Genomic DNA, 21,115 nt, shown 5'->3' on the forward strand with positions numbered 1-21,115 from the left:
CGTGGGTCAGAGCTGCTCGTCCTCGGCGAACGCCGAGTCGTCCTCGCCCTCACCGAAGGTGAAGTCGTCGTAGCGGTCGGCGATCAGGCTCGGGTCGAACCCGGGGGGGCTGTCCTTGAGGGCCAGACCCATGCCGACCAGCTTGGCCTTGACCTCGTCGATCGACTTCGCGCCGAAGTTGCGGATGTCGAGCAGGTCGGCCTCGCTGCGACCCACGAGCTCACCCACGGTGTGGATGCCCTCGCGCTTGAGGCAGTTGTAGGACCGGACGGTGAGGTCGAGATCCTCGATGGGCAGCGCCAGGTCGGCGGCGAGCGCGGCGTCGGTGGGCGACGGGCCCATGTCGATGCCCTCGGCCTCGACGTTGAGCTCACGGGCCAGGCCGAACAGCTCGACGAGGGTCTTGCCGGCCGAGGCCAGCGCGTCGCGCGGGGCCATCGAGCTCTTGGTCTCGACGTCGATGACGAGGCGGTCGAAGTCGGTGCGCTGCTCGACGCGGGTGGCCTCGATCTTGTAGGTCACGTTCAGGACCGGGCTGTAGATCGAGTCGACCGGGATGCGGCCGATCTCCTGGTCGCCGGCCTTGTTCTGGACGGCGGAGACGTAGCCGCGGCCACGCTCGACGGTGAGCTCCATCTCGACGGTGCCCTTGTCGTTGAGCGTCGCGATGTGCAGGTCGGGGTTGTGGACCTCGACCCCGGCCGGCGGGGCGATGTCGGCGGCGGTGACGGGGCCGGCGCCCTGCTTGCGCAGGTACATCACGACCGGCTCGTCGTGCTCGGAGGAGACGACGAGGGTCTTGATGTTCAGGATGATCTCGGTGACGTCCTCCTTGACCCCGGGGATCGTGGAGAACTCGTGGAGCACCCCGTCGATGCGGATGCTGGTGACGGCCGCGCCCGGGATGCTCGAGAGCAGGGTGCGACGGAGGGTGTTGCCGAGCGTGTAGCCGAAGCCGGGCTCGAGGGGCTCGATGACGAAGCGGCTCCGGTTGTCGGAGACGACGCTCTCACTGAGGACGGGACGCTGTGCGATGAGCACGGTGGTTCTTCCTTCCCACGGGCGACCGCTATTTGACGCCGCGTGTACGCCGGGCGCGACCCCGGCTCCTGCCCCCACTCGGTCCGTGGGTCAGGCTGCGTCCGCGGCGCCGGCCACCCCGAGAGGAGGCCGGTGCCGCGGACGATGGGTCAGTTCTTGGAGTAGAACTCGACGATGAGCTGCTCGGTGAGCACGGTGTCGATCTGCGCCCGGGTGGGCAGCTGGTGCACGAGGATCTGCAGCGTGCCGGGCACGACCTGGAGCCATGCCGGGATCGGGCGCTCGCCGAAGGTCTCGCGGGCCAGCTGGATCGGGAAGGCCTCGACCGACTGCTTGCGCACCGTGATGATGTCGTACTGCTCGACGCGGTAGCTGGGCACGTCGACGCGCTTGCCGTTGACCTCGAAGTGGCCGTGGGTCACGAGCTGACGCGACTGGCGACGGGTGCGCGCCAGGCCGGCGCGGTACACGACGTTGTCGAGGCGCGACTCGAGGATGGTGAGGATGTTCTCGCCGGTCTTGCCGGGGCGGTTGGCCGCCTCCTTGTAGTACCGACGGAACTGCTTCTCCATGACGCCGTAGGTGAAGCGGGCCTTCTGCTTCTCCTGCAGCTGGGTGAGGTACTCCTTCTCCTGCATCCGGCGGCGGCCGTGCTGGCCGGGCGGGAACGGGCGGAGCTCGAAGTTCTTGTCACCACCGACGAGGTCGGTCTTGAGGCGACGCGACTTCTTCGTGATGGGTCCGGTGTAACGGGCCATGTGTCTCTATACCTTTCGCGAAGTCTGTCGGTCGCTCAGACGCGGCGGCGCTTGGGCGGGCGGACGCCGTTGTGCGGCTGGGGGGTGACGTCCGAGATCGAACCGACCTCGAGGCCGGCGGCGGTCAGGGACCGGATGGCGGTCTCGCGACCGGAACCGGGGCCCTTGACGAAGACGTCGACCTTGCGCATGCCGTGCTCCATGGCACGACGGGCAGCGGCCTCGGCGGCGGTCTGCGCGGCGAACGGGGTGGACTTGCGCGAGCCCTTGAAGCCGACCTGGCCCGCGGAGGCCCAGGCGATGACGGCCCCGGTGGGGTCGGTGATCGAGATGATCGTGTTGTTGAACGTGCTCTTGATGTGGGCCTGGCCCACCGCGACGTTCTTCTTCTCCTTGCGGCGCACCTTCTTGGCGCCGGTCGTGCGGCCCTTGGGAGGCATATGTGTTCTCCTACGAAGTCTTCGGGTGGAGTGGTGTGACGCGGCTCAGCCGCAGGTCACTTACCGGCCTTCTTCTTGCCGGCCACGGTGCGCTTGGGACCCTTGCGGGTGCGCGCGTTGGTCTTGGTGCGCTGGCCCCGCACGGGCAGGCCCCGGCGGTGACGGAGGCCCTCGTAGGACCCGATCTCGACCTTGCGGCGGATGTCCGCGGCGACCTCGCGCCGCAGGTCACCCTCGACCTTGAGGTTGTCCTCGATCCAGTCGCGCAGCTTGACCAGGTCGTCGTCACCGAGCTCCTTGACCCGGACGTTCGGGTCGACACCGGTGGCCGCGAGGGCCTTCTGCGCACTGGTCCGACCGACTCCGAAGATGTAGGTCAGTGCGACCTCGGCGCGCTTCTCGCGCGGGAGGTCGACTCCCATCAGACGTGCCATCTGGGATGGTTTCCTTTTCTGGTTGTCCGGAGGTCTGGCACAGCACCGGTCCGGCCCATCCTGGTCCGGTCCCCGGCCTCCGGGCCGGGGGTGACGTCCCGCGCCCACCTGCGATCAGGTGGCCCGTCGGGGGTCGGGTGCTGCGTGCTTCTGTGTACTGCGTCTGCTCGGATCGTGGACCCGTGCGGCCCCGTGAGGGGCGGTCACTGCGTCTGACTCGCGTCAGCCCTGGCGCTGCTTGTGGCGCAGGTTCTCGCAGATGACCATGACCCGACCGTTGCGGCGGATCACCTTGCACTTGTCACAGATCTTCTTGACGCTCGGCTGAACCTTCATGTCGCCTTCGCTGTCTCGTCGGTTCGGATCTCAGCGGTACCGGAAGACGATGCGGCCGCGTGTCAGGTCGTACGGGCTCAGCTCCACCACCACACGGTCCTCGGGGAGGATCCGGATGTAGTGCTGCCGCATCTTGCCGGAGATGTGCGCGAGCACCTTGTGACCGTTGCTCAGCTCTACCCGGAACATCGCATTCGGGAGTGCCTCGACGATCGTGCCCTCGATCTCGATGACGCCGTCCTTCTTGGCCATACCCTCTCAATCCGCCGTTGGGCGGCCCATCGCTCACGGCGGACCACCCATGGAAATCGGCCCCGTTCTGCTCCCTGCAGGGACACACCCATGCTGGGACGCACACGTGACCGACGTTCGATAGTACGCCAGGCGAGGGCTCGGGAGGAAATCCGCGGGCCCGGCGGCGTCCGCGGTCCCGCCTCAGCCCCGAACGGAGGTGAGCGCGGAGGTCATCACGGCGTCGGCGCCCTGGCAGAACGTCTGCTGCTGCGCCGTCGTGGTCAGGCCCCAGAGGTACAGGTAGTTGGCGCGGTAGCCGTGCGCCACCGGCCCGGCGCAGTCGAGGTAGGCCTCCTTGGCGTCGGTGCTCGTGAAGGCGCGGGTGGTCCCCGTCGTGGCGCTCCAGCGGGCCGGCGCCCACGAGGCGGCGAACCCGTCGAGGTCGTAGTAGTCGGTCCAGGCCTGGGTGGTGCCGACCGCGGCGACGATCTCGTTCCACGCGTCGACGTGGCCACCGACCTCGTGCGCGACGACCAGGGCCCAGTCGGCCTGGCTGGCGGCGTAGTAGCTGTTGTAGGTGACGGTGGCGGTGGCCGGGCTGGCCTGCGCGGCCCACCCGGTGTTGCCGGCGTCGACGATGTTCACCGTCAGGCTCGAGCAGTCGGTGGCCTCGACCACCAGCGGGCAGGTGGCGTCGTGGGCGGCGCGGATGGCCGCGGCGCCGGTCAGGACGGTCGTGGTGGTCCTGCCGGGCTTGCCTGACGTGCCGCCGCCACCCTTGGCCGCCAGGGCCGGAGCGGCCATCCCGGCGACGAGCACGAGGGACGAGGCGAGGACGCACAGCAGACGTGCGGATGCAGGGGTACGCACAGGGAGCTCCTTCGAGGGTGCAGGGAAGGGCTCGGGGACCCGGGGTCGAGACCGGGGCGACCGCACGTCCGGTGATGAGGAGGGGGCAGGGGATGGCAGAGCGACGGGTGTGACGGTCGGGTCGAGCCGTGCCAGCGATGATGCTGGGGCGCCGGCCCGCCCCGAGGTCACCCGCCGCGAGGTCCGGCCCTTCGGTGGAACGCGGCTCCCCCGTCCGGCGCGCGGCATCGGCCGTTGGGTGGTGCCGCGGCCCGAACGGCTGCGCCGGGCCGGCGTCAGCCCCGGTCCGGCTCCGCCGGCGGGCCCTGCGCGCGCAGGTCCTGGGCGTAGAGCCCGAGCACCCGCGCGGTGCCCTCCACCGCGCTCAGGTCCCCGTCGCGCACCGCGGCCTCGAGCCGGTCACGCTCCGCGAGCACCGACGGGCTGCGGCGCACCCCGTCGGTGAGCGAGGCGTCGACCATCGCCCACATCCAGTCCTGCTGCTGGCGGGCCCTTCGCGCCTCGAGCGACCCGTGCTCGCCCAGGTACGCGCGGTGGTCGAGCACGGCCTGCCACACCTCGTCGAGCCCGGCCCCGGTGAGCGCCGAGCAGGTGAGCACCGGCGGGCGGCGGGTGTCGGCGCCGGGCATCATGAGCCGCATGGCGCCCGCCAGCTCGCGCGCCGCCCCCTTGGCGGGGTTCTCGCCGTCGCCGTCGGCCTTGTTGACGGCGATGACGTCGGCCAGCTCGAGGATGCCGCGCTTGATGCCCTGGAGCTGGTCGCCGGCCCGGGCGAGGGTGAGCAGCAGGAAGGTGTCGACCATCTCGGAGACGGCGATCTCGTTCTGTCCCACCCCCACGGTCTCGACGACCACGACGTCGTAACCGGCGGCCTCGAGGACCAGCATCGACTCGCGGGTGGCGCGGGCCACGCCCCCGAGGTGGCGGCCCGAGGGGCTGGGCCGCACGAAGGCGTCGGGTGAGGCGGCCAACGCGGCCATCCGGGTGCGGTCGCCGAGGATGGAGCCGCCGGTGCGCCGTGAGCTGGGGTCGACCGCCACCACCGCCACCCGGTGCCCCCGCTCGACGAGGCGGACGCCCAGGGCGTCGACGAAGGTCGACTTGCCGGCGCCGGGGACCCCGGTCACCCCGACCCGCACCGCTCCCCCGGTGGCGTCGGCGAGCGCGGCCAGCAGTTCACGCGCCTGCTCGCGGTGGTCGGCGCGGCTCGACTCCAGCAGGGTGATGGCGCGGGCCACCGCCTGGCGCGAACCCTCGCGCACGCCGGCCACGAGGGTCTCGACCGGGACCGGCGGCCTCACCCCAGCCGCTCGCGCAGCTCGGCGACGAGGGACACCGCGGCCCGGCTGATGACCGTGCCCGGCGGGTAGATGGCGTCGGCCCCGGCGGCCCGCAGCGCCTCGTGGTCCTGCTCGGGGATGACGCCGCCGACCACGATCATCAGGTCCTCGCGGTCGAGGGCGTCGAGCGCGGCGCGCAGCGCGGGCACCAGGGTCATGTGCCCGGCCGCCAGCGAGCTGACCCCGACGACGTGCACGTCGGCCTCGACGGCCTGGCGGGCGACCTCCTCGGGGGTCTGGAACAGCGGCCCCACGTCGACGTCGAAGCCGAGGTCGGCGAACGCGGTGGCGATGACCTTCTGCCCGCGGTCGTGGCCGTCCTGGCCCATCTTCGCCACGAGGATCCGCGGGCGGCGGCCCTGCGCCTCCTCGAACGCCTCGACGGCGCCCTGGGCCTCGTGGACGGCGCTGTCGTCCCCCGCCTCGGCGCTGTACACGCCCCCGATGGTACGGATCTGGGCGGTGTAGCGGCCGAAGGCCTCCTCCATCGCCGCCGACATCTCGCCGACGGTGGCACGGGCGCGGGCGGCGTCGACGGCCAGCGCCAGCAGGTTGGTGGCGAGGGTGCCGTCGGAGCCGGCCTTCGCGGCCGCGGTCATCCGGGCCAGGGCGGCCGAGCAGGCCTCCTCGTCGCGCTCGGCCCGCAGCCGCTCGAGGCGGGCCACCTGCCTCGCACGCACGGCGCCGTTGTCGACCCGGAGCACCTCGATGGGCTCGTCCTCGTCGACCGGGTAGCGGTTGACGCCGATGACCGGCTGCTGCCCGGAGTCGATGCGCGCCTGGGTGCGCGCGGCGGCCTCCTCGATGCGGAGCTTGGGGATGCCGGCCTCGATGGCCTTGGCCATCCCGCCGGCGGCCTCGACCTCCTCGATGTGGGCCCAGGCCCGCCGGGCGAGGTCGTGGGTGAGCCGCTCGACGTAGGCCGAGCCGCCCCACGGGTCGATGACGCGGGTCGTGCCCGACTCCTGCGCCAGCACCAGCTGGGTGTTGCGCGCGATCCGGGCCGAGAAGTCCGTGGGGAGCGCGATGGCCTCGTCGAGGGCGTTGGTGTGCAGGCTCTGCGTGTGGCCCTGGGTGGCCGCCATCGCCTCGACGCAGGTCCGCACCACGTTGTTGAACACGTCCTGCGCCGTCAGCGACCAGCCGGAGGTCTGGCAGTGGGTGCGCAGCGAGAGCGACCTGGGGTTCGTGGCCCCCTGCGCGCGCACGAGGCGGGCCCAGAGCAGCCGGGCCGCGCGCAGCTTGGCGACCTCCATGTAGAAGTTCATCCCGATGGCCCAGAAGAACGACAGGCGGGGGGCGAACCGGTCGACGTCGAGCCCCACGGCCTGCCCGGCCCGGATGTACTCGACCCCGTCGGCCAGGGTGTAGGCCAGCTCGAGGTCCTGCGTGGCCCCGGCCTCCTGCATGTGGTACCCGGAGATCGAGATGGAGTTGAAGCGCGGCATCTCCTGGCTGGTGAAGGCGAAGATGTCGCTGATGATCCGCATCGACGGCTCGGGCGGGTAGATGTAGGTGTTGCGGACCATGAACTCCTTGAGGATGTCGTTCTGGATGGTCCCCGTCAGGCGGTCCGGGCTCACCCCCTGCTCCTCGGCCGCGACCACATAGAGCGCCAGGACGGGGATGACGGCTCCGTTCATCGTCATCGACACCGACATCTCGTCGAGCGGGATGCCGTCGAAGAGGATGCGCATGTCGAGGATGGAGTCGATCGCGACCCCGGCCATCCCCACGTCGCCCGCCACCCGCGGGTGGTCGGAGTCGTAGCCGCGGTGGGTCGCGAGGTCGAACGCCACCGACAGGCCCTTCTGCCCGGCCGCGAGGTTGCGCCGGTAGAAGGCGTTGGACTCCTCGGCCGTCGAGAAGCCCGCGTACTGGCGGATGGTCCACGGCTGGGTCGTGTACATCGTCGGGTAGGGCCCGCGCAGGTAGGGCGGGGCGCCGGGCACGGTGTCGAGGAAGTCCAGGCCTTCGAGGTCGCGCTCGGTGTACAGCGGGGGCACCTCGATGCCCTCCGGGGTCCTCCACGAGGCTGCTGTGGGCACGGGGGCCGGCGAAGGCTCCCCCGCACCGAGCCCGAGGCCGGTGAAGTCCGGGATGCCGCTCATCGCGCCTCCCCCGCCTGCGCCGGGGCACCGAGCCGGTCGAGCAGGTCCGAGAGCACGGCCACCACGTCCATCCCGTCGTAGAGCTCGCCGTCGACCGCGCCGGCGGCGTCACCGAGCTCGCCCGCCCGGCCGGCCACCAGCACGTGGCTGGCACCGGCGGCCCGCAGCTCGGCGACCGCCGCGGCACCGTGCGCGGCGTACCCCGCGCGGTTCGACGCGATGACGGCGACCGGGGCCGGGTCGTCGGTGGTCGTCAGGCCACCGGCGGCGAGGAGGTTGACGGCGAAGAGCCGGCGGGCGCCGGAGTCGCGGGGGCTGCCCAGCGCCCGGAGCGTCACGGCGGGGCTGTCGAGGGTGCGGGCCCGGTCGCGCAGGGCTTCGAAGGGCTCGGCGTCGCGGTGCGGCACGAGGGCGCCGTCGCGCAGCGTCAGGCCGGCCCGGGCCCGGCGCTCGAGCGCGGTCGCCGTGGCGTCGGGGAACGTCGAGACGCCGGTGAGCGGCCGCTCGCGCGTGGCCACCCCGGGCTCGCGCTCGGCCCGGGCCTGCTCGACCCACCGGGCGAAGAGGCCGTCGTCGATCGCGGCCGGCACCCCGCCGGCGCGTTCGACCTCCTGGAAGCGCGACCAGACGGCCGTGGCCACGTCGTCGGTGAGGGACTCGAGGTACCAGGAGCCCCCGCCGGGGTCGGCGACCCGCCCGATGTTGGCCTCGTCGGCCAGCACCACCTGGGTGTTGCGGGCCAGGCGGCGCGAGAAGCGCTCGGGCAGGCCGGACACGGTGTCGTGGGGCAGCACGGTCACGGCGTCCGCCCCGCCCATCGACGCGCCGAACACCGCCAGGGTGCTGCGCAACACGTTGACGAAGGGGTCGTCGCGGGTCGCCATCCGCAGGCTCGTCACCGCGTGGGTGCGCAGCCCGCGGTCGGCCTCGGGCACCCCCATGGCCTCGCCGACCCGGGCCCAGACGCGTCGCACGGCCCGCAGGGTGGCGGCGGTGAGGAACTGGTCGGCGGTGGCGGGCAGCCGCAGCTCGACGTGCCCGAACGCCTCGACCGGTGCGACCCCCTCGGCCTCGAGGTGGCGCAGCAGGGCGACCCCCGAGGCGACCGCCGCCGCGAGCGCGTCGACCTCGGTGGCGCCGGCGTCGTGCAGCACGCGGGCGTCGAGGGTGACGGCCCGCCAGCCCGGCCGAGAGGCGAGCTCGCGCACCAGCGGGGCGAGGTCGGTGAGGTCGGGGGCGGTGCCGGTGCGCAGGGCCGCGGCGAACGGGTCGAGGCCGAGGTTGCCGCCGACGCTCGGGCGCTCCCCCACGGCCGCCAGGAGGGCGCGCGCGGCACCGGCCGGGTCGCTCCACGACGACACCACCACCGGCGCGAGGTCGAGGCGGACATCGGCCAGCACCTCGGCCAGGTCGGCGGGGGCCACGCCGTCCTCGCCGACGTGCACCCACACCGAGGTGACGCCGTGCTCGAGGTCGTCGAGGACGGCGGCCCGGCTGCGGGCGGCGTCGGGGTCGTCGTGCAGCTGGCGGACGTCCCACGGCACGCTGGCGTCGCGCAGGGCCCGCCCGCGCGTGAACGGCATCGCGGCCGGCACGCCCAGCACGCGGTCGGTGCGCAGGTAGAGGCCGCGGGTCTCGACGCCGCCGTCGAGCGCGGTGACCAGCGCCGCCTCGGCGTCGTCGGGGGCCGTGTGGCCGCCGTCGGTGCGGCGCTTGTCGAGCACGGTGGCGACCAGGCGCTGCCAGTCCTCACTGCTGCGCGGCTCGAAGCCGTCGGCGAGCGACAGGCTCCCCGCGTCGGTCGACGGCGTCATCGGCCCTCCTCGTGGCGTCGGTGCACGTCGTTCACCCTAGCCACGCCCCACCCCTCGCTCAGCGAGAGATCGGTCACCCGTCGGGGTCAGCCGGCCGCGATGTCGGCGAAGCGCTCGCCGAGCCGCGCCCGTCCGCCGTCGACGGCGGTCAGGACGCACAGGCCGGCCTCGGTGACGGCGACCGAGTGCTCCCAGTGGGCGGCCCGTGAGCCGTCCTTGGAGACCACGGTCCACTCGTCCTCGAGGACGGTGTTGTCCTGGTCGCCGAGCGTGACCATGGGCTCGATGCAGATGGTGAGCCCGTCGACGACCCGCGGGCTGCGGCCGGACACGCGGTAGTTGGGCACCTGAGGGTCCATGTGCATCGAGGTGCCGATGCCGTGACCCACGTAGTCCTCGACGATGCCGTACTCGCGCCCGCGCCGGGTGCCGGACTCGGTGAGCGAGTCCTCGACCGCGGCGCCCACGTCGTAGAGCCCCCCGCCGACCCGCAGGGCCCCGATGCCGGCCCACAGAGAAGCCTCGGCGTCGTCGACCAGCTCGAGATCCTCGCGGCGCCCGGCCTCCCGGCCGCCGACGACCAGGCTCACCGCCGCGTCGCCGTTCCATCCGCGTACCTCGGCACCGCAGTCGACCGAGAGCAGGTCACCCTCGACCAGGACGCGCTCGCCCGGGATGCCGTGCACGATCTCGTCGTTGACCGAGGTGCACAGGGTGTGCCGATAGCCCGGCACGAGCTGGAAGTTCGGGATGCCGCCGTGGTCGCGGATGTGCGTCTCGGCCAGGGTGTCGAGCTCGAGGGTCGTCATCCCGGGCCGTACCTCGCGCACCAGCAGCTCGAGGGTGCGCCCCACCAGCAGCCCGGCGGTGCGCATCATGGCCAGCTGCTCGGGCGTCTTGCCCTCGCAGCGGTCGCGGCTGAACAGTCCCACGGGCCAGACCCTACCGGCGCAGGCCCCGCTCCCCCGCATCGGCGCCCGCCGCCCGCGCGGCCGCTGACGCAGCACTTCGGATGCCACGCTGCAGTTGCTGCGTGGCATCCGAAGTCCTGCGTGCCCGTTGTCCACAGGCGTCCGACCGGCGCTGGCGCAGCGCCAGCCGACCCGGCAGCGTCGACCCATGGACGACCGACTCACGACGCTGCTCACCGCCCAGGCCGGGGTGGTGTCGTCCACGGATGCGGCCCGGGTCGGGGTCAGCGCGGTCCAGCTCGACGGTTGGGTGCGCAGTGGTCAGCTCGTGCGGGTGCGGCGGGGGGCGTACGTCCTGCGGTCGGCCTACGACGCCGCCGATCCCGACGAGCGCTACCGCCAGCGCACGCGGGCGATCCTGCGAACCCGCCCGGGCCTCGACGCCGCCAGCCACCATGCGGCCGTGCTCCTGCACCGGGTCGATACCTACGGCGTCGACCTGACAACCGTCGACGTCGTCGGGCAGGTGAAGGCGCCTCGGGTGCGCTCCGGCCTTCGGACCCACCCGGGCCGCGGGATCGTGGCCGACCGAGCATCGGGGGTCAACGTCGTGCTGCTGCCCACGGCGCTGGTGCAGGTCGCCGGCGGTTCGGGTGTGGTCCCGGCGGTCTGCTCGTTGGACGACGCCCTCCACGACCGCCGCTGCACGGTGGAGGAGCTGCGTTCGGCGGTGCCGCTGCTTGCGGAGCACCACCGGGATGCGGCGGCCCGCGCCATCGCCCTGACCGATCCCGCCAGTGAGTCCGTGGGCGAGACGCGGACGCGGATCCTGCTCGGGGACCTGGGCTTCGACGTCACGTCACAGGTGCCGCTGCGCGCCCCGGGCCCTGGTGTGCCGGGTCGACTTCCTCGTCGACGGCCTGGTCGTCGTGGAGTTCGACGGCCTCGTCAAGTACGAGGGCGCCGACGGGCGTGCGGCACTGGCCGCCGAGAAGCTCCGGGAGTCGGCCATCGTCGACCTCGGGTACGAGGTGGTCCGCCTGGTGTGGGCCGACCTCGCCGACCCGGCCGAGGTGGCGCGCCGCATCCGGGCTGCGCGCACCCGGGCGACCCTCCGCCGGCGGGCGCTCGCGGGTCAATGACCGGGTGTCACGCAGGGTGGCTCAGCCCAGCGCGGTCAGGATGCGCGTGGTGACCTCGTCGACCGCACCGTCGCCGTCGACGTCGACCAGCAGGCCGCGCTCGCGGTAGGTCTGCGACAGCGGGCGGGTCTCGCGGTGGTAGATGCCCATCCGCTCGCGGATGACGTCCTCGGTGTCGTCGTCGCGGCCCTCGACCTCGGCCCGCTTCAGCAGCCGGCCGACGACGACCTCGTCGTCGACGGTGAGCTCGAGCACGCGGTCGAGCGAGTGGCCGTGGGCGGCCAGCATCGCGTCCAGGGCGTCGACCTGGGCCAGGGTGCGGGGGTAGCCGTCGAGCAGGAAGCCGGGCGCGCAGTCGTCCTGGGCCAGCCGGTCCTCGACGATGGCGTTGGTGATCTCGTCGGAGACGTAGCCACCGGAGGCGAGGATCTCCTTGACCTGGGTGCCGAGCTCGGTCTCGTTCTTGATGTTGGCCCGGAAGATGTCGCCGGTGGAGATGGCGGGGATGCCGTGGTGCTCGGCGATCCGCGCGGCCTGGGTGCCCTTACCGGCACCGGGGGGGCCGAGGATGATCAGACGCATCAGCGGAGGAACCCTTCGTAGTGGCGCTGCTGCAGCTGGGCTTCGATCTGCTTGACCGTCTCCAGGCCGACACCCACGATGATGAGGATCGAGGTGCCGCCGAAGGGGAAGTTCTGGTTCGCGTTCACCAGGACCAGCGCGATGAGCGGGAGGAGCGAGATCAGCGCGAGGTAGATCGCGCCCGGCACGGTGATCCGGGTGAGGACGTAGTTGAGGTACTCGGCCGTGGGTCGCCCGGCCCGGATACCCGGGATGAAGCCGCCGTACTTCTTCATGTTGTCGGCGACCTCGGTCGGGTTGAACGTGATCGACACGTAGAAGAACGTGAAGAACAGGATCAGGCCCGTGTAGAGGGCCATGTAGTACGGGTGGTCGCCACGCACCAGGTGCGCCTGGATCCAGTCGACCCAGCCCGGGTTGACCCCGTTGGGGCCCTGGTTGAACTGCGCGACCAACGTCGGCAGGGTCAGCAGCGAGCTCGCGAAGATGACCGGGATGACACCGGCCATGTTGACCTTGAGCGGGATGTAGGTGGACGTTCCGCCGTAGACCCGGCGCCCGACCATCCGCTTGGCGTACTGCACCGGGATGCGGCGCTGGCTCTGCTCGACGAAGACGACCAGGGCGATGACCACGAAGCCGAGGGCGATGACGCCGAGAAAGACGCCCACGCCGGAGCGCTGCTGGATGCCCCAGAGCGAGGCCGGGAACTGCGCGGCGATCGACGTGAAGATCAGCAGGGACATGCCGTTGCCGACCCCCTTGTCGGTGACGAGCTCGCCGAGCCACATGACCATGCCGGTACCGGCGGTCATCGTCAGGACCATGATCAGGATGGTCACGATCGACCGGTCCGCGAGGATGTTGGTGCAGGCCGGGTTGTTGAACAACGTCGCCGGGTTCTGGGCGAAGGTGATCAGGGTCGAGCTCTGCAGGATCGCGAGGCCGATGGTGAGGTAGCGCGTGTACTGCGTCATCTTCGTCTGGCCCGCCTGGCCCTCCTTCTTGAGGGCCTCGAACCGCGGGATCACCACGGTGAGCAGCTGGACGATGATGCTGGCCGTGATGTACGGCATGATCCCCAGCGCGAAGATCGACAGCTGGAGGAGCGCGCCGCCGCTGAAGAGGTTGATCAGCCCCAGCAGCTGGTTGCTGCTGTCGGCCCCCGCGATGCACTTCTGCACCAGCGTGTAGCTGACGCCGGGCACTGGGACGTGCGAGCCGAGCCGGAAGATCACGATGATGGCCAGCGTGAACAGCAGCTTCCTGCGCAGGTCGGGCGTCTTGAACGCGCGGCCGAATGCGGTCAGCACAGGGTCCTCCAGAAGTGCGGTCCGGGTAGGCCCGCGTCGTCAACGATCCGTCACAACATACCTGCCGGTTCGGGGGTCCCAGGTACCGGCGGCGGGTCCGACGCGGCGCAGGGCCGGCCCGGAGGGACTCCTCCGGGGCCGGCCCTGCGTCACGCGGTCATGGGGTGGGCGTCAGGCGGTGGTCGCCGAGCCGCCCGCCGCCTCGATCTTCTCCTTGGCGCTGGCCGAGAACGCGTGCGCGGTCACGGCCACCTTGACGCTGATGTCGCCGGTGCCGAGCACCTTGACGGGGAACCCGTCACGGACGGCGCCCTTGGCGACGAGGTCCTCGACGGAGACGTCGCCGCCGTCGGGGTAGAGCGCCGAGAGGCGGTCGAGGTTCACGACCTGGTACTCGGTGCGGAACGGGTTCTTGAACCCGCGCAGCTTCGGGAAGCGCATGTGCAGCGGCGTGGTACCACCCTGGAAGCCCGCAGGCACCTGGTAGCGCGCCTTGGTGCCCTTGGTACCGCGACCGGCGGTCTTGCCCCGCTTGCCACCCTCACCGCGACCGACGCGGATCTTGGCGGACTTGGCACCCGGCGCCGGGCGCAGGTGGTGCACCTTCAGCGCGGACGCCTCGCGGCCCGCGGCCTTCGTGGCCTTGGTGTCGGCCATGATCACTCCACCTCCTCGACGGCCACGAGGTGCGTGACCGTGTTGACCATCCCGCGGATCTCGGGACGGTCCTCCTTGACGACGACGTCGCCGATGCGCTTCAGACCCAGGGACCGCAGGGTGTCGCGCTGGTTCTGCTTGCCCCCGATACCCGAACGGGTCTGGGTGACCTTCAGACGGCTCATCATGCACCCGCCTTGGCCTCGGCCAGGCCGGCGGCCTGGGCACGCAGCATCGCCGCAGGGGCGACGCGGTCGACGGGCAGGCCACGACGGGCCGCGACCGCCTCGGGGCGCTCGAGGCCCTTGAGGGCCGCGACGACCGCGTGGACGATGTTGATCGCGTTGTCCGAGCCGAGGCTCTTGGACAGCACGTCGTGGATGCCGGCGCACTCGAGCACCGCGCGCACCGGGCCACCGGCGATGACACCGGTACCGGGGCTGGCGGGGCGGAGCATGACGACGCCGGCGGCGGCCTCACCCTGGACCGGGTGGGGGATGGTGCCCTGGATGCGCGGGACGCGGAAGAAGTTCTTCTTCGCCTCCTCGACACCCTTGGCGATCGCCGCGGGCACCTCCTTGGCCTTGCCGTAGCCGACACCGACGGTGCCGTCGCCGTCACCGACGACGACGAGCGCGGTGAAGCTGAACCGGCGCCCACCCTTGACGACCTTCGCCACACGGTTGATCGTGACGACGCGCTCCAGGTACTGGCTCTTCTCGGCCTCGCGGGAGTCGCGGCCTCCGCGGCCGCCGTCACGACCGCCGCGGCGGTCGCCACGCTCGGCGGTGCCGCCGGTGGCCGGCCCGGTGCCTCGACGCTGGGGTCCTGGCATCAGATGTTCCTCTTCTCGACGTTCGTGGTGGTACGGGCGGGGTGGCTCACAGCGACAGTCCGCCTTCCCGTGCACCGTCCGCGATCGCGGCGACGCGACCGTGGTACTTGTTGCCGCCGCGGTCGAACACGACCGCCTCGACACCGGCGGCCTTGGCGCGCTCGGCCACGAGCTCGCCGACCTTCTTGGCCTTCTCGCGCTTGTCACCCTCGAGGGTGCGCACGTCGGCCTCCATGGTCGACGCCGACGCGAGGGTACGGCTGGTGGTGTCGTCGACGACCTGGACGAAGACGTGGCGCGAGCTGCGCGAGACGACCAGGCGCGGACGACCCGCGGTACCGGTGACGACCTTGCGGACGCGGAAGTGGCGGCGGCCGCGCGCGGCGACCTTGCCCTTGGCGCGCTTGACGATCATGGCCATGGCTTACTTACCAGCCTTTCCGACCTTGCGGCGGATCTGCTCGCCCGCGTAGCGGACACCCTTGCCCTTGTACGGGTCGGGCTTGCGGAGCTTGCGGATGTTCGCGGCGACCTCGCCGACGAGCTGCTTGTCGATGCCCTGGACCGAGAACCGGGTCTGGTTCTCGACCGCGAAGGTGATCCCGGCCGGCGGCTCGACGGTGATCGAGTGCGAGTACCCGAGAGCGAACTCGAGGTTGGAGCCCTTGGCGAGCACGCGGTAACCGGTGCCGTGGATCTCGAGCTTCTTCTCGTAGCCGTCGGTGACACCGAGGACCATGTTGTTGATGAGCGAGCGGGTCAGGCCGTGCAGCGAGCGCGCGGTGCGCTCGTCGTTGGGGCGCTTGACCTCGAGCGTGCCGTCGTTCTGCTCGACGGTGATCGGCTCGGCCACGGTGTGGCTGAGCTCGCCCTTGGGGCCCTTGACGGTGACGGTCTGACCGTTGACGGTCACGTCGACACCGGAGGGCACGGAGACGGGGAGACGTCCGATTCGCGACATGTCTGCTACCCCTTACCAGACGTAGGCGAGGACTTCCCCACCCACACCCTTGTTGGCGGCCTGACGGTCGGTCAGCAGGCCGGAGGACGTCGAGATGATCGCGACACCGAGGCCACCGAGAACCTTGGGCAGGTTGGTGGACTTGGCGTAGACGCGCAGGCCGGGCTTGCTCACGCGGCGCAGGCCGGCGATGGAGCGCTCACGGTTCGGGCCGTACTTCAGCTGGACGGTCAGGGTCTTGCCGACCTCTGCGTCCTCCACGGTCCAACCCGCGATGTAACCCTCGGCCTCGAGGATCTCCGCGATGTGGCTCTTGAGCTTCGAGAACGGCATGGAGACATCGTCCTTGTGCGCCGAGTTGGCGTTCCGGACGCGGGTCAACATGTCCGCGATCGGGTCTGTCATGGTCATTGGGCTTCTCCGCCCTCTCTCACCGCGGTTTCCTCCGGGGGTGATGCTCCCGGCGGACCTGCGCTGTAGATGGTCTTGTGGTCAGGGTGCCGCGGATGCGGCGGGGGGACTGCTTACCAGCTGGACTTGGTGACACCGGGCAGCTCGCCCGCGTGGGCCATCTCCCGGAGGCAGATCCGGCAGAGGCCGAACTTGCGGTAGACCGAGTGCGGACGGCCGCAGCGCTGGCAGCGGGTGTAGCCGCGGACAGCGAACTTCGGCTTCTTGTTCGCCTTGTTGACGAGGGCGGTCTTGGCCATGGCTCAGTTCTCCTTGAACGGGAAGCCGAGCGCCTTGAGCAGCGCGCGCCCCTCGTCGTTGTTCGTCGCGGTCGTGACGACCGTGATGTCCATGCCGCGGACCCGGTCGATCTTGTCCTGGTCGATCTCGTGGAACATCGACTGCTCGGTCAGACCGAAGGTGTAGTTCCCGTTGCCGTCGAACTGCCGCGGCGAGAGGCCGCGGAAGTCACGGATTCGCGGGAGGGCGACCGTCACGAGACGGTCGAGGAACTCCCACATCCGGTCGCCGCGCAGCGTCGTGTGCGCACCGATGGGCATGCCCTCGCGGAGCTTGAACTGGGCGATGGACTTGCGCGCCTTGGTGACCACCGGCTTCTGGCCGGTGATCGCGGTGAGGTCGCGGACGGCGCCGTCGATCAGCTTGCTGTCCTTGGCGGCGTCACCCACACCCATGTTGACGACGACCTTGACGACACCGGGGATCTGCATGACGTTCGCGTAGCCGAACTGGTCCTGCAGGGCGCCCTTGATCTCGTCCTGGTAGCGCGACTTCAGCCGCGGCGTGGTTGCAGTGTCAGCCATCTCTCTCACAGGTCCTTGCCCGAGCGCGCGCCGACGCGGATGCGGGTCGCCTTCTGGCGCCCGTCCCGCTCGACGGTCTCGACGCGGGTCTTGATCCGGGTGGGCTTCTTGTCGGAGGGGTCGACGATCGCGACGTTGCTCACGTGGATCGGGGACTCCTGGACGACGAGACCACCGGTGCGGCTGCCGCGGCCCGACTCGCCGGCCTTGGTGTGCCGCGTGACGCGGTTGACGCCCTCGACGGTGACGCGCTGGGTCTCACGGTTGACCGCGATGACCTTGCCCGTGCTGCCCTTGTCCTTGCCGGCGAGCACCTGCACGGTGTCGCCCTTCTTGATCTTGTTCGCCATGGCTCAGAGCACCTCCGGGGCAAGGCTGATGATCTTCATGAAGCGCTTCTCGCGCAGCTCGCGGCCCACCGGGCCGAAGATGCGCGTTCCACGCGGGTCGCCGTCGGCGCGGAGGATGACGGCGGCGTTCTCGTCGAACTTGATGTAGGAACCGTCGGCGCGACGGCGCTCCTTCTTGGTCCGGACGATGACGGCCTTGACGACGTCACCCTTCTTGACGTTGCCACCGGGGATCGCGTCCTTGACGGTGGCGACGATGGTGTCGCCGATCCCGGCGTACCGGCGGCCGGAGCCACCGAGCACACGGATGCAGAGGATCTCCTTCGCACCGGTGTTGTCGGCGACTCGAAGTCGCGACTCCTGCTGGATCACTGTTATCTCCTAGATGTCGTGCTGGTTCTCCACGCGCAGGCGTGGAGCCTGGCCGAACGTCGGGCTTACTTGGCCTTCTCGAGGATCTCGACGACGCGCCAGCGCTTCGTCGCGGACAGCGGCCGGGTCTCCATGATGAGGACGCGGTCGCCGACACCGGCGGCGTTGCCCTCGTCGTGGGCCTTGACCTTGCTCGAGCGGCGGATGACCTTGCCGTAGAGCGCGTGCTTGACGCGGTCCTCGACCTCGACCACGACGGTCTTGTCCATCTTGTCGCTGACCACGTAGCCCTGGCGGGTCTTGCGGTCCTGGCGGTCGATCGTGGTGGTCACGGTCTCGTCCTTCTTCTCACTCACTTGGCCGCACCCTTCACGCCGATGCCGAGCTCGCGCTCGCGCATCTCGGTGTAGATGCGGGCGATGTCCTTGCGGACGGCACGCAGCCGGCCGTGGCTGTCCAGCTGGCCGGTGGCCGACTGGAAACGGAGGTTGAACAGCTCCTCCTTGGCCTTGCGCAGCTCGTCGACCAGACGGTCGTCCTCGAAACCGCGCAGCTCCGTGGGGGTCAGGTCCTGGGAACCGACTGCCATCAGAAGTCACCACCCTCACGCCGGACGAAGCGGCACTTCATCGGCAGCTTGTGCATCGCGAGACGCAGGGCCTCGCGTGCGACGTCCTCCGGGACACCGGAGAGCTCGAACATGACACGACCCGGCTTGACGTTGGCGATCCACCACTCCGGCGAACCCTTACCGGAACCCATGCGGGTCTCGGCGGGCTTCTTGGTGAGGGGACGGTCCGGGTAGATGTTGATCCAGACCTTTCCGCCACGCTTGATGTAGCGGGTCATCGCGATACGCGCGGACTCGATCTGACGGTTGGTGACGTAGGCGGGCTCGAGAGCCTGGATGCCGTAGTCACCGAACGCGATGGTCGTACCGCCCTTGGCCATACCCGAGCGACCCGGGTGGTGCTGCTTGCGGTGCTTGACTCGACGGGGAATCAACATGGTCAGGACTCCTCGGTGCTCGCGGCCGGAGCCTGCTCGGCCGGGGCCTGCGCGCTGGCAGGGGCCTCGGTGCGGCGGGCACGGGCGGGACGGTCGGCGCCGTCACGACGGGGGCCACGACCCTGGCGCGGAGCGGTGGCCTGCTGGGCCGCGAGCTCGCGAGCGGTCATGTCGCCCTTGTAGATCCAGACCTTGACGCCGATGCGGCCGAAGGTCGTCTTGGCCTCGTACAGGCCGTAGTCGATCTGCGCCCGCAGGGTGTGCAGCGGCACGCGCCCTTCGCGGTAGAACTCGGTGCGGCTCATCTCCGCGCCGCCGAGGCGACCGGAGACCTGCACGCGGATGCCCTTGGCGCCGGCACGGGTGGCCGACTGCATCCCCTTGCGCATGGCGCGACGGAACGAGACACGGGCCGAGAGCTGCTCGGCGATGCCCTGCGCGACGAGCTGGGCCTCGACCTCGGGGTTCTTGACCTCGAGGATGTTGAGCTGGACCTGCTTGCCGGTGAGCTTCTCGAGCTCGCCGCGGATGCGGTCGGCCTCGGCGCCGCGGCGACCGATGACGATGCCCGGACGCGCGGTGTGGATGTCGACGCGGACCCGGTCACGGGTGCGCTCGATGTCGACGCGGGCGATGCCGGCGCGGTCCATGCCCGTGGACATGAGCTTGCGGATCGCCACGTCCTCCTTGACGTAGTCGCGGTAGCGCTGACCCTCCTTGGTGGAGTCGGCGAACCAGCGGCTCTTGTGCTCCGTGGTGATCCCGAGACGGAAGCCGTGCGGGTTGACCTTCTGGCCCATCAGCGAGTGCCTCCGTTCTTGGCCTTGGCGGGCTGGGGAGCGACGACCACCGTGATGTGGCTCGTGCGCTTGTTGATGCGGCTGGCGCGGCCCTGGGCCCGGGGGCGGAACCGCTTCATGGTGGCGCCCTCGTCGACGAAGGCCGCGGCGACGACGAGCTCGCGCTCGTCGAAGCGCTCGGCGGTCTTGTCGGCCTGGACGCGGGCGTTGGCGATCGCGGACTCGAGGACCTTCAGGACCGGCTCGCTCGCCGCCTGCGGCGCGAAGCGCAGCACCGAGATGGCCTCGGTGGCGTTCTTGCCGCGGATGAGGTCGACGACCCGGCGGGCCTTCATCGGGGTGACCCGCACGGACCGGGCGATGGCCCGGGCCTGCGAAGGGCTGTACTCGGTGGCCATCAGCGACGACGCCCCTTCTTGTCGTCCTTCACGTGACCCTTGAAGGTCCGCGTCGGTGCGAACTCGCCGAGCTTGTGGCCGACCATCGCCTCGGTGACGAACACCGGGACGTGCTTGCGGCCGTCGTGGACGGCGAGGGTGTGGCCGAGCATGTCGGGCGCGATGACCGAACGGCGCGACCAGGTCTTGATGACGTTCTTGGTGCCCGCTTCGTTCTGGACATCCACCTTCTTCTGCAGGTGGTCGTCGATGAAGGGGCCCTTCTTCAGGCTACGAGGCATTCCAGGCTCCTATCAGCGCTTCTTGCCAGTGCGGCGGCGGCGGACGATCATCTTGTCGCTGGGCTTGCCGGGGCGGCGGGTGCGGCCCTCGGGCTTGCCCCACGGCGACACGGGGTGACGACCACCGGAGGTACGACCCTCACCACCACCGTGCGGGTGGTCGACCGGGTTCATGACGACACCGCGGACGGTCGGGCGCTTGCCCTTCCAGCGCATCCGGCCGGCCTTGCCCCAGTTGATGTTGGACTGCTCGGCGTTGCCGACCTCGCCGACGGTGGCGCGGCAGCGCGCGTCGACGTTGCGGATCTCACCGGACGGCATGCGCAGCTGCGCGTAGGGGCCGTCCTTGGCGACGAGCTGGACGCGCACCCCGGCGGACCGGGCGATCTTGGCGCCGCCACCGGGGCGGAGCTCGACCGCGTGCACGACCGTACCCGTGGGGATGTGCCGCAGCGGGAGGCTGTTGCCGGGCTTGATGTCGGCACCGGGGCCGTTCTCGATGCGGGCACCCTGCTCCAGGCCGCGCGGCGCGAGGATGTAGCGCTTCTCGCCGTCGGCGTAGTGCAGGAGCGCGATGCGCGCCGTGCGGTTGGGGTCGTACTCGATGTGCGCGACGGTGGCGGGCACGCCGTCCTTGTCGTGACGACGGAAGTCGATCACGCGGTAGGCGCGCTTGTGGCCACCACCGATGTGGCGCGTGGTGATGCGGCCGTTGTTGTTACGACCGCCGCTCTTGGTCAGCGGACGGACGAGGGACTTCTCGGGGGTGGAGCGGGTGACCTCGACGAAGTCGGCCACGCTCGACCCGCGACGCCCAGGCGTCGTCGGCTTGTACTTGCGGATACCCATGTCT

General features: G+C 70.8%; 31 protein-coding genes and 1 pseudogene. 2 read left to right on the forward strand and 30 right to left on the reverse strand.

What is annotated here, in order from left to right:
- Positions 1 to 6: 6 nt before the first annotated feature.
- The 11 genes from ATL31_RS05265 to map form a co-directional block, all read right to left on the reverse strand.
- Entirely contained in the window at positions 7 to 1,041 is a 1,035-nt protein-coding gene (locus tag ATL31_RS05265; protein ID WP_055815560.1) for a DNA-directed RNA polymerase subunit alpha, read from the reverse strand.
- 149 nt (positions 1,042 to 1,190) lie between these two features.
- Positions 1,191 to 1,799: a 30S ribosomal protein S4 gene (rpsD, locus tag ATL31_RS05270; RefSeq protein ID WP_055815557.1), complete on the reverse strand. Its 609-nt coding sequence runs from the start codon at positions 1,797 to 1,799 to the stop codon at positions 1,191 to 1,193.
- Positions 1,800 to 1,834: 35 nt separating this feature from the next.
- On the reverse strand, positions 1,835 to 2,239 hold the full coding sequence (rpsK, locus tag ATL31_RS05275) for a 30S ribosomal protein S11 (protein WP_055815554.1): 405 nt from the start codon (positions 2,237 to 2,239) through the stop codon (positions 1,835 to 1,837).
- Between the two features lie 56 nt (positions 2,240 to 2,295).
- Positions 2,296 to 2,673, reverse strand: a complete 378-nt coding sequence (rpsM, locus tag ATL31_RS05280) for a 30S ribosomal protein S13 (protein ID WP_101394855.1) — start codon at positions 2,671 to 2,673, stop codon at positions 2,296 to 2,298.
- A 222-nt stretch (positions 2,674 to 2,895) separates the two neighbouring features.
- Entirely contained in the window at positions 2,896 to 3,009 is a 114-nt protein-coding gene (gene rpmJ / locus ATL31_RS05285) for a 50S ribosomal protein L36 (RefSeq protein ID WP_006592630.1), read from the reverse strand.
- A gap of 30 nt (positions 3,010 to 3,039) precedes the next feature.
- The gene (gene infA / locus ATL31_RS05290; RefSeq protein WP_013493543.1) at positions 3,040 to 3,261 is read right to left on the reverse strand and encodes a translation initiation factor IF-1; all 222 of its coding nucleotides are present in this window, start codon (positions 3,259 to 3,261) and stop codon (positions 3,040 to 3,042) included.
- A gap of 183 nt (positions 3,262 to 3,444) precedes the next feature.
- Entirely contained in the window at positions 3,445 to 4,113 is a 669-nt protein-coding gene (locus tag ATL31_RS05295) for a hypothetical protein (protein WP_101394856.1), read from the reverse strand.
- A gap of 275 nt (positions 4,114 to 4,388) precedes the next feature.
- Positions 4,389 to 5,414, reverse strand: a complete 1,026-nt coding sequence (gene meaB / locus ATL31_RS05300; RefSeq protein ID WP_101394857.1) for a methylmalonyl Co-A mutase-associated GTPase MeaB — start codon at positions 5,412 to 5,414, stop codon at positions 4,389 to 4,391.
- Positions 5,411 to 7,564: a methylmalonyl-CoA mutase gene (gene scpA / locus ATL31_RS05305; protein ID WP_101394858.1), complete on the reverse strand. Its 2,154-nt coding sequence runs from the start codon at positions 7,562 to 7,564 to the stop codon at positions 5,411 to 5,413. The genes meaB and scpA overlap by 4 nt, the downstream gene beginning before the upstream one ends.
- Positions 7,561 to 9,378: a methylmalonyl-CoA mutase family protein gene (locus ATL31_RS05310; protein WP_101394859.1), complete on the reverse strand. Its 1,818-nt coding sequence runs from the start codon at positions 9,376 to 9,378 to the stop codon at positions 7,561 to 7,563. The genes scpA and ATL31_RS05310 overlap by 4 nt, the downstream gene beginning before the upstream one ends.
- Before the next feature lie 86 nt (positions 9,379 to 9,464).
- Entirely contained in the window at positions 9,465 to 10,310 is an 846-nt protein-coding gene (gene map, locus ATL31_RS05315; RefSeq protein ID WP_101394860.1) for a type I methionyl aminopeptidase, read from the reverse strand.
- Between the two features lie 187 nt (positions 10,311 to 10,497).
- Here map and ATL31_RS17175 point away from each other — a divergent pair.
- Positions 10,498 to 10,635: pseudogene (locus tag ATL31_RS17175) on the forward strand (type IV toxin-antitoxin system AbiEi family antitoxin domain-containing protein); the annotation flags it as partial.
- A 544-nt stretch (positions 10,636 to 11,179) separates the two neighbouring features.
- Positions 11,180 to 11,431, forward strand: a complete 252-nt coding sequence (locus ATL31_RS16815) for a hypothetical protein (RefSeq protein WP_245861958.1) — start codon at positions 11,180 to 11,182, stop codon at positions 11,429 to 11,431.
- A 21-nt stretch (positions 11,432 to 11,452) separates the two neighbouring features.
- Here ATL31_RS16815 and ATL31_RS05325 read toward each other — a convergent pair whose 3' ends face one another.
- From ATL31_RS05325 to rplB, 19 genes are all read right to left on the reverse strand, one after another.
- Positions 11,453 to 12,013 carry an adenylate kinase gene (locus ATL31_RS05325; RefSeq protein WP_101394862.1) on the reverse strand — a complete coding sequence of 187 codons (561 nt, stop codon included), beginning with the start codon at positions 12,011 to 12,013 and terminating at the stop codon, positions 11,453 to 11,455.
- Positions 12,013 to 13,326 carry a preprotein translocase subunit SecY gene (secY, locus tag ATL31_RS05330; RefSeq protein WP_101394863.1) on the reverse strand — a complete coding sequence of 438 codons (1,314 nt, stop codon included), beginning with the start codon at positions 13,324 to 13,326 and terminating at the stop codon, positions 12,013 to 12,015. The genes ATL31_RS05325 and secY overlap by 1 nt, the downstream gene beginning before the upstream one ends.
- Before the next feature lie 171 nt (positions 13,327 to 13,497).
- Positions 13,498 to 13,983 (reverse strand): 50S ribosomal protein L15, encoded by a 486-nt coding sequence (gene rplO, locus ATL31_RS05335; protein ID WP_101397276.1) that lies wholly within the window; start codon positions 13,981 to 13,983, stop codon positions 13,498 to 13,500.
- 2 nt (positions 13,984 to 13,985) lie between these two features.
- On the reverse strand, positions 13,986 to 14,168 hold the full coding sequence (gene rpmD / locus ATL31_RS05340; protein ID WP_055815527.1) for a 50S ribosomal protein L30: 183 nt from the start codon (positions 14,166 to 14,168) through the stop codon (positions 13,986 to 13,988).
- Positions 14,168 to 14,818 carry a 30S ribosomal protein S5 gene (rpsE, locus tag ATL31_RS05345; RefSeq protein ID WP_101394864.1) on the reverse strand — a complete coding sequence of 217 codons (651 nt, stop codon included), beginning with the start codon at positions 14,816 to 14,818 and terminating at the stop codon, positions 14,168 to 14,170. Before rpsE ends, rpmD begins: the two co-directional genes overlap by 1 nt.
- A 46-nt stretch (positions 14,819 to 14,864) precedes the next feature.
- Entirely contained in the window at positions 14,865 to 15,239 is a 375-nt protein-coding gene (gene rplR, locus ATL31_RS05350) for a 50S ribosomal protein L18 (RefSeq protein ID WP_101394865.1), read from the reverse strand.
- Between the two features lie 3 nt (positions 15,240 to 15,242).
- On the reverse strand, positions 15,243 to 15,779 hold the full coding sequence (rplF, locus tag ATL31_RS05355; protein WP_101394866.1) for a 50S ribosomal protein L6: 537 nt from the start codon (positions 15,777 to 15,779) through the stop codon (positions 15,243 to 15,245).
- Positions 15,780 to 15,791: 12 nt separating this feature from the next.
- Positions 15,792 to 16,190 carry a 30S ribosomal protein S8 gene (gene rpsH / locus ATL31_RS05360; RefSeq protein ID WP_101394867.1) on the reverse strand — a complete coding sequence of 133 codons (399 nt, stop codon included), beginning with the start codon at positions 16,188 to 16,190 and terminating at the stop codon, positions 15,792 to 15,794.
- Positions 16,191 to 16,303: 113 nt separating this feature from the next.
- Positions 16,304 to 16,489, reverse strand: coding sequence for a type Z 30S ribosomal protein S14 (locus ATL31_RS05365; protein ID WP_030526842.1), 186 nt, complete (start codon positions 16,487 to 16,489; stop codon positions 16,304 to 16,306).
- Positions 16,490 to 16,492: 3 nt separating this feature from the next.
- Positions 16,493 to 17,053 (reverse strand): 50S ribosomal protein L5, encoded by a 561-nt coding sequence (gene rplE, locus ATL31_RS05370; protein WP_101394868.1) that lies wholly within the window; start codon positions 17,051 to 17,053, stop codon positions 16,493 to 16,495.
- Between the two features lie 5 nt (positions 17,054 to 17,058).
- Positions 17,059 to 17,403 carry a 50S ribosomal protein L24 gene (gene rplX / locus ATL31_RS05375; RefSeq protein WP_101394869.1) on the reverse strand — a complete coding sequence of 115 codons (345 nt, stop codon included), beginning with the start codon at positions 17,401 to 17,403 and terminating at the stop codon, positions 17,059 to 17,061.
- Between the two features lie 3 nt (positions 17,404 to 17,406).
- Positions 17,407 to 17,775 (reverse strand): 50S ribosomal protein L14, encoded by a 369-nt coding sequence (gene rplN / locus ATL31_RS05380; protein WP_055815507.1) that lies wholly within the window; start codon positions 17,773 to 17,775, stop codon positions 17,407 to 17,409.
- 65 nt (positions 17,776 to 17,840) lie between these two features.
- The gene (gene rpsQ / locus ATL31_RS05385; protein WP_101394870.1) at positions 17,841 to 18,131 is read right to left on the reverse strand and encodes a 30S ribosomal protein S17; all 291 of its coding nucleotides are present in this window, start codon (positions 18,129 to 18,131) and stop codon (positions 17,841 to 17,843) included.
- Positions 18,128 to 18,364, reverse strand: coding sequence for a 50S ribosomal protein L29 (gene rpmC / locus ATL31_RS05390; RefSeq protein ID WP_101394871.1), 237 nt, complete (start codon positions 18,362 to 18,364; stop codon positions 18,128 to 18,130). Before rpmC ends, rpsQ begins: the two co-directional genes overlap by 4 nt.
- Entirely contained in the window at positions 18,364 to 18,783 is a 420-nt protein-coding gene (gene rplP, locus ATL31_RS05395; RefSeq protein WP_055815498.1) for a 50S ribosomal protein L16, read from the reverse strand. The genes rpmC and rplP overlap by 1 nt, the downstream gene beginning before the upstream one ends.
- Positions 18,784 to 18,785: 2 nt before the next feature.
- Entirely contained in the window at positions 18,786 to 19,583 is a 798-nt protein-coding gene (gene rpsC, locus ATL31_RS05400; protein WP_101394872.1) for a 30S ribosomal protein S3, read from the reverse strand.
- On the reverse strand, positions 19,583 to 19,981 hold the full coding sequence (gene rplV, locus ATL31_RS05405) for a 50S ribosomal protein L22 (RefSeq protein ID WP_101394873.1): 399 nt from the start codon (positions 19,979 to 19,981) through the stop codon (positions 19,583 to 19,585). The genes rpsC and rplV overlap by 1 nt, the downstream gene beginning before the upstream one ends.
- The gene (rpsS, locus tag ATL31_RS05410) at positions 19,981 to 20,262 is read right to left on the reverse strand and encodes a 30S ribosomal protein S19 (protein ID WP_101394874.1); all 282 of its coding nucleotides are present in this window, start codon (positions 20,260 to 20,262) and stop codon (positions 19,981 to 19,983) included. The genes rplV and rpsS overlap by 1 nt, the downstream gene beginning before the upstream one ends.
- Before the next feature lie 12 nt (positions 20,263 to 20,274).
- On the reverse strand, positions 20,275 to 21,111 hold the full coding sequence (rplB, locus tag ATL31_RS05415; RefSeq protein ID WP_055815486.1) for a 50S ribosomal protein L2: 837 nt from the start codon (positions 21,109 to 21,111) through the stop codon (positions 20,275 to 20,277).
- Positions 21,112 to 21,115 lie beyond the last annotated feature (4 nt).

Origin of the sequence: Phycicoccus duodecadis, from assembly GCF_002846495.1 — a bacterium.
Lineage (GTDB): Bacteria > Actinomycetota > Actinomycetes > Actinomycetales > Dermatophilaceae > Phycicoccus > Phycicoccus duodecadis.

What these genes read in the sequence shown, in the direction of transcription:
- rpsD (WP_055815557.1), bottom strand. Translation starts at nt 1,799, where the DNA reads ATGGCCCGTTACACCGGACCCATCACGAAGAAGTCGCGTCGCCTCAAG.
- rpsK (WP_055815554.1), bottom strand. Translation starts at nt 2,239, where the DNA reads ATGCCTCCCAAGGGCCGCACGACCGGCGCCAAGAAGGTGCGCCGCAAG.
- rpsM (WP_101394855.1), bottom strand. Translation starts at nt 2,673, where the DNA reads ATGGCACGTCTGATGGGAGTCGACCTCCCGCGCGAGAAGCGCGCCGAG.
- rpmJ (WP_006592630.1), bottom strand. Translation starts at nt 3,009, where the DNA reads ATGAAGGTTCAGCCGAGCGTCAAGAAGATCTGTGACAAGTGCAAGGTG.
- infA (WP_013493543.1), bottom strand. Translation starts at nt 3,261, where the DNA reads ATGGCCAAGAAGGACGGCGTCATCGAGATCGAGGGCACGATCGTCGAG.
- scpA (WP_101394858.1), bottom strand. Translation starts at nt 7,564, where the DNA reads ATGAGCGGCATCCCGGACTTCACCGGCCTCGGGCTCGGTGCGGGGGAG.
- ATL31_RS05310 (WP_101394859.1), bottom strand. Translation starts at nt 9,378, where the DNA reads ATGACGCCGTCGACCGACGCGGGGAGCCTGTCGCTCGCCGACGGCTTC.
- ATL31_RS05325 (WP_101394862.1), bottom strand. Translation starts at nt 12,013, where the DNA reads ATGCGTCTGATCATCCTCGGCCCCCCCGGTGCCGGTAAGGGCACCCAG.
- rplO (WP_101397276.1), bottom strand. Translation starts at nt 13,983, where the DNA reads ATGGCCGACACCAAGGCCACGAAGGCCGCGGGCCGCGAGGCGTCCGCG.
- rpmD (WP_055815527.1), bottom strand. Translation starts at nt 14,168, where the DNA reads ATGAGCCGTCTGAAGGTCACCCAGACCCGTTCGGGTATCGGGGGCAAG.
- rpsE (WP_101394864.1), bottom strand. Translation starts at nt 14,818, where the DNA reads ATGCCAGGACCCCAGCGTCGAGGCACCGGGCCGGCCACCGGCGGCACC.
- rplR (WP_101394865.1), bottom strand. Translation starts at nt 15,239, where the DNA reads ATGGCCATGATCGTCAAGCGCGCCAAGGGCAAGGTCGCCGCGCGCGGC.
- rplF (WP_101394866.1), bottom strand. Translation starts at nt 15,779, where the DNA reads ATGTCGCGAATCGGACGTCTCCCCGTCTCCGTGCCCTCCGGTGTCGAC.
- rpsH (WP_101394867.1), bottom strand. Translation starts at nt 16,190, where the DNA reads ATGACCATGACAGACCCGATCGCGGACATGTTGACCCGCGTCCGGAAC.
- ATL31_RS05365 (WP_030526842.1), bottom strand. Translation starts at nt 16,489, where the DNA reads ATGGCCAAGACCGCCCTCGTCAACAAGGCGAACAAGAAGCCGAAGTTC.
- rplE (WP_101394868.1), bottom strand. Translation starts at nt 17,053, where the DNA reads ATGGCTGACACTGCAACCACGCCGCGGCTGAAGTCGCGCTACCAGGAC.
- rplX (WP_101394869.1), bottom strand. Translation starts at nt 17,403, where the DNA reads ATGGCGAACAAGATCAAGAAGGGCGACACCGTGCAGGTGCTCGCCGGC.
- rpmC (WP_101394871.1), bottom strand. Translation starts at nt 18,364, where the DNA reads ATGGCAGTCGGTTCCCAGGACCTGACCCCCACGGAGCTGCGCGGTTTC.
- rplP (WP_055815498.1), bottom strand. Translation starts at nt 18,783, where the DNA reads ATGTTGATTCCCCGTCGAGTCAAGCACCGCAAGCAGCACCACCCGGGT.
- rpsC (WP_101394872.1), bottom strand. Translation starts at nt 19,583, where the DNA reads ATGGGCCAGAAGGTCAACCCGCACGGCTTCCGTCTCGGGATCACCACG.
- rplV (WP_101394873.1), bottom strand. Translation starts at nt 19,981, where the DNA reads ATGGCCACCGAGTACAGCCCTTCGCAGGCCCGGGCCATCGCCCGGTCC.
- rpsS (WP_101394874.1), bottom strand. Translation starts at nt 20,262, where the DNA reads ATGCCTCGTAGCCTGAAGAAGGGCCCCTTCATCGACGACCACCTGCAG.
- rplB (WP_055815486.1), bottom strand. Translation starts at nt 21,111, where the DNA reads ATGGGTATCCGCAAGTACAAGCCGACGACGCCTGGGCGTCGCGGGTCG.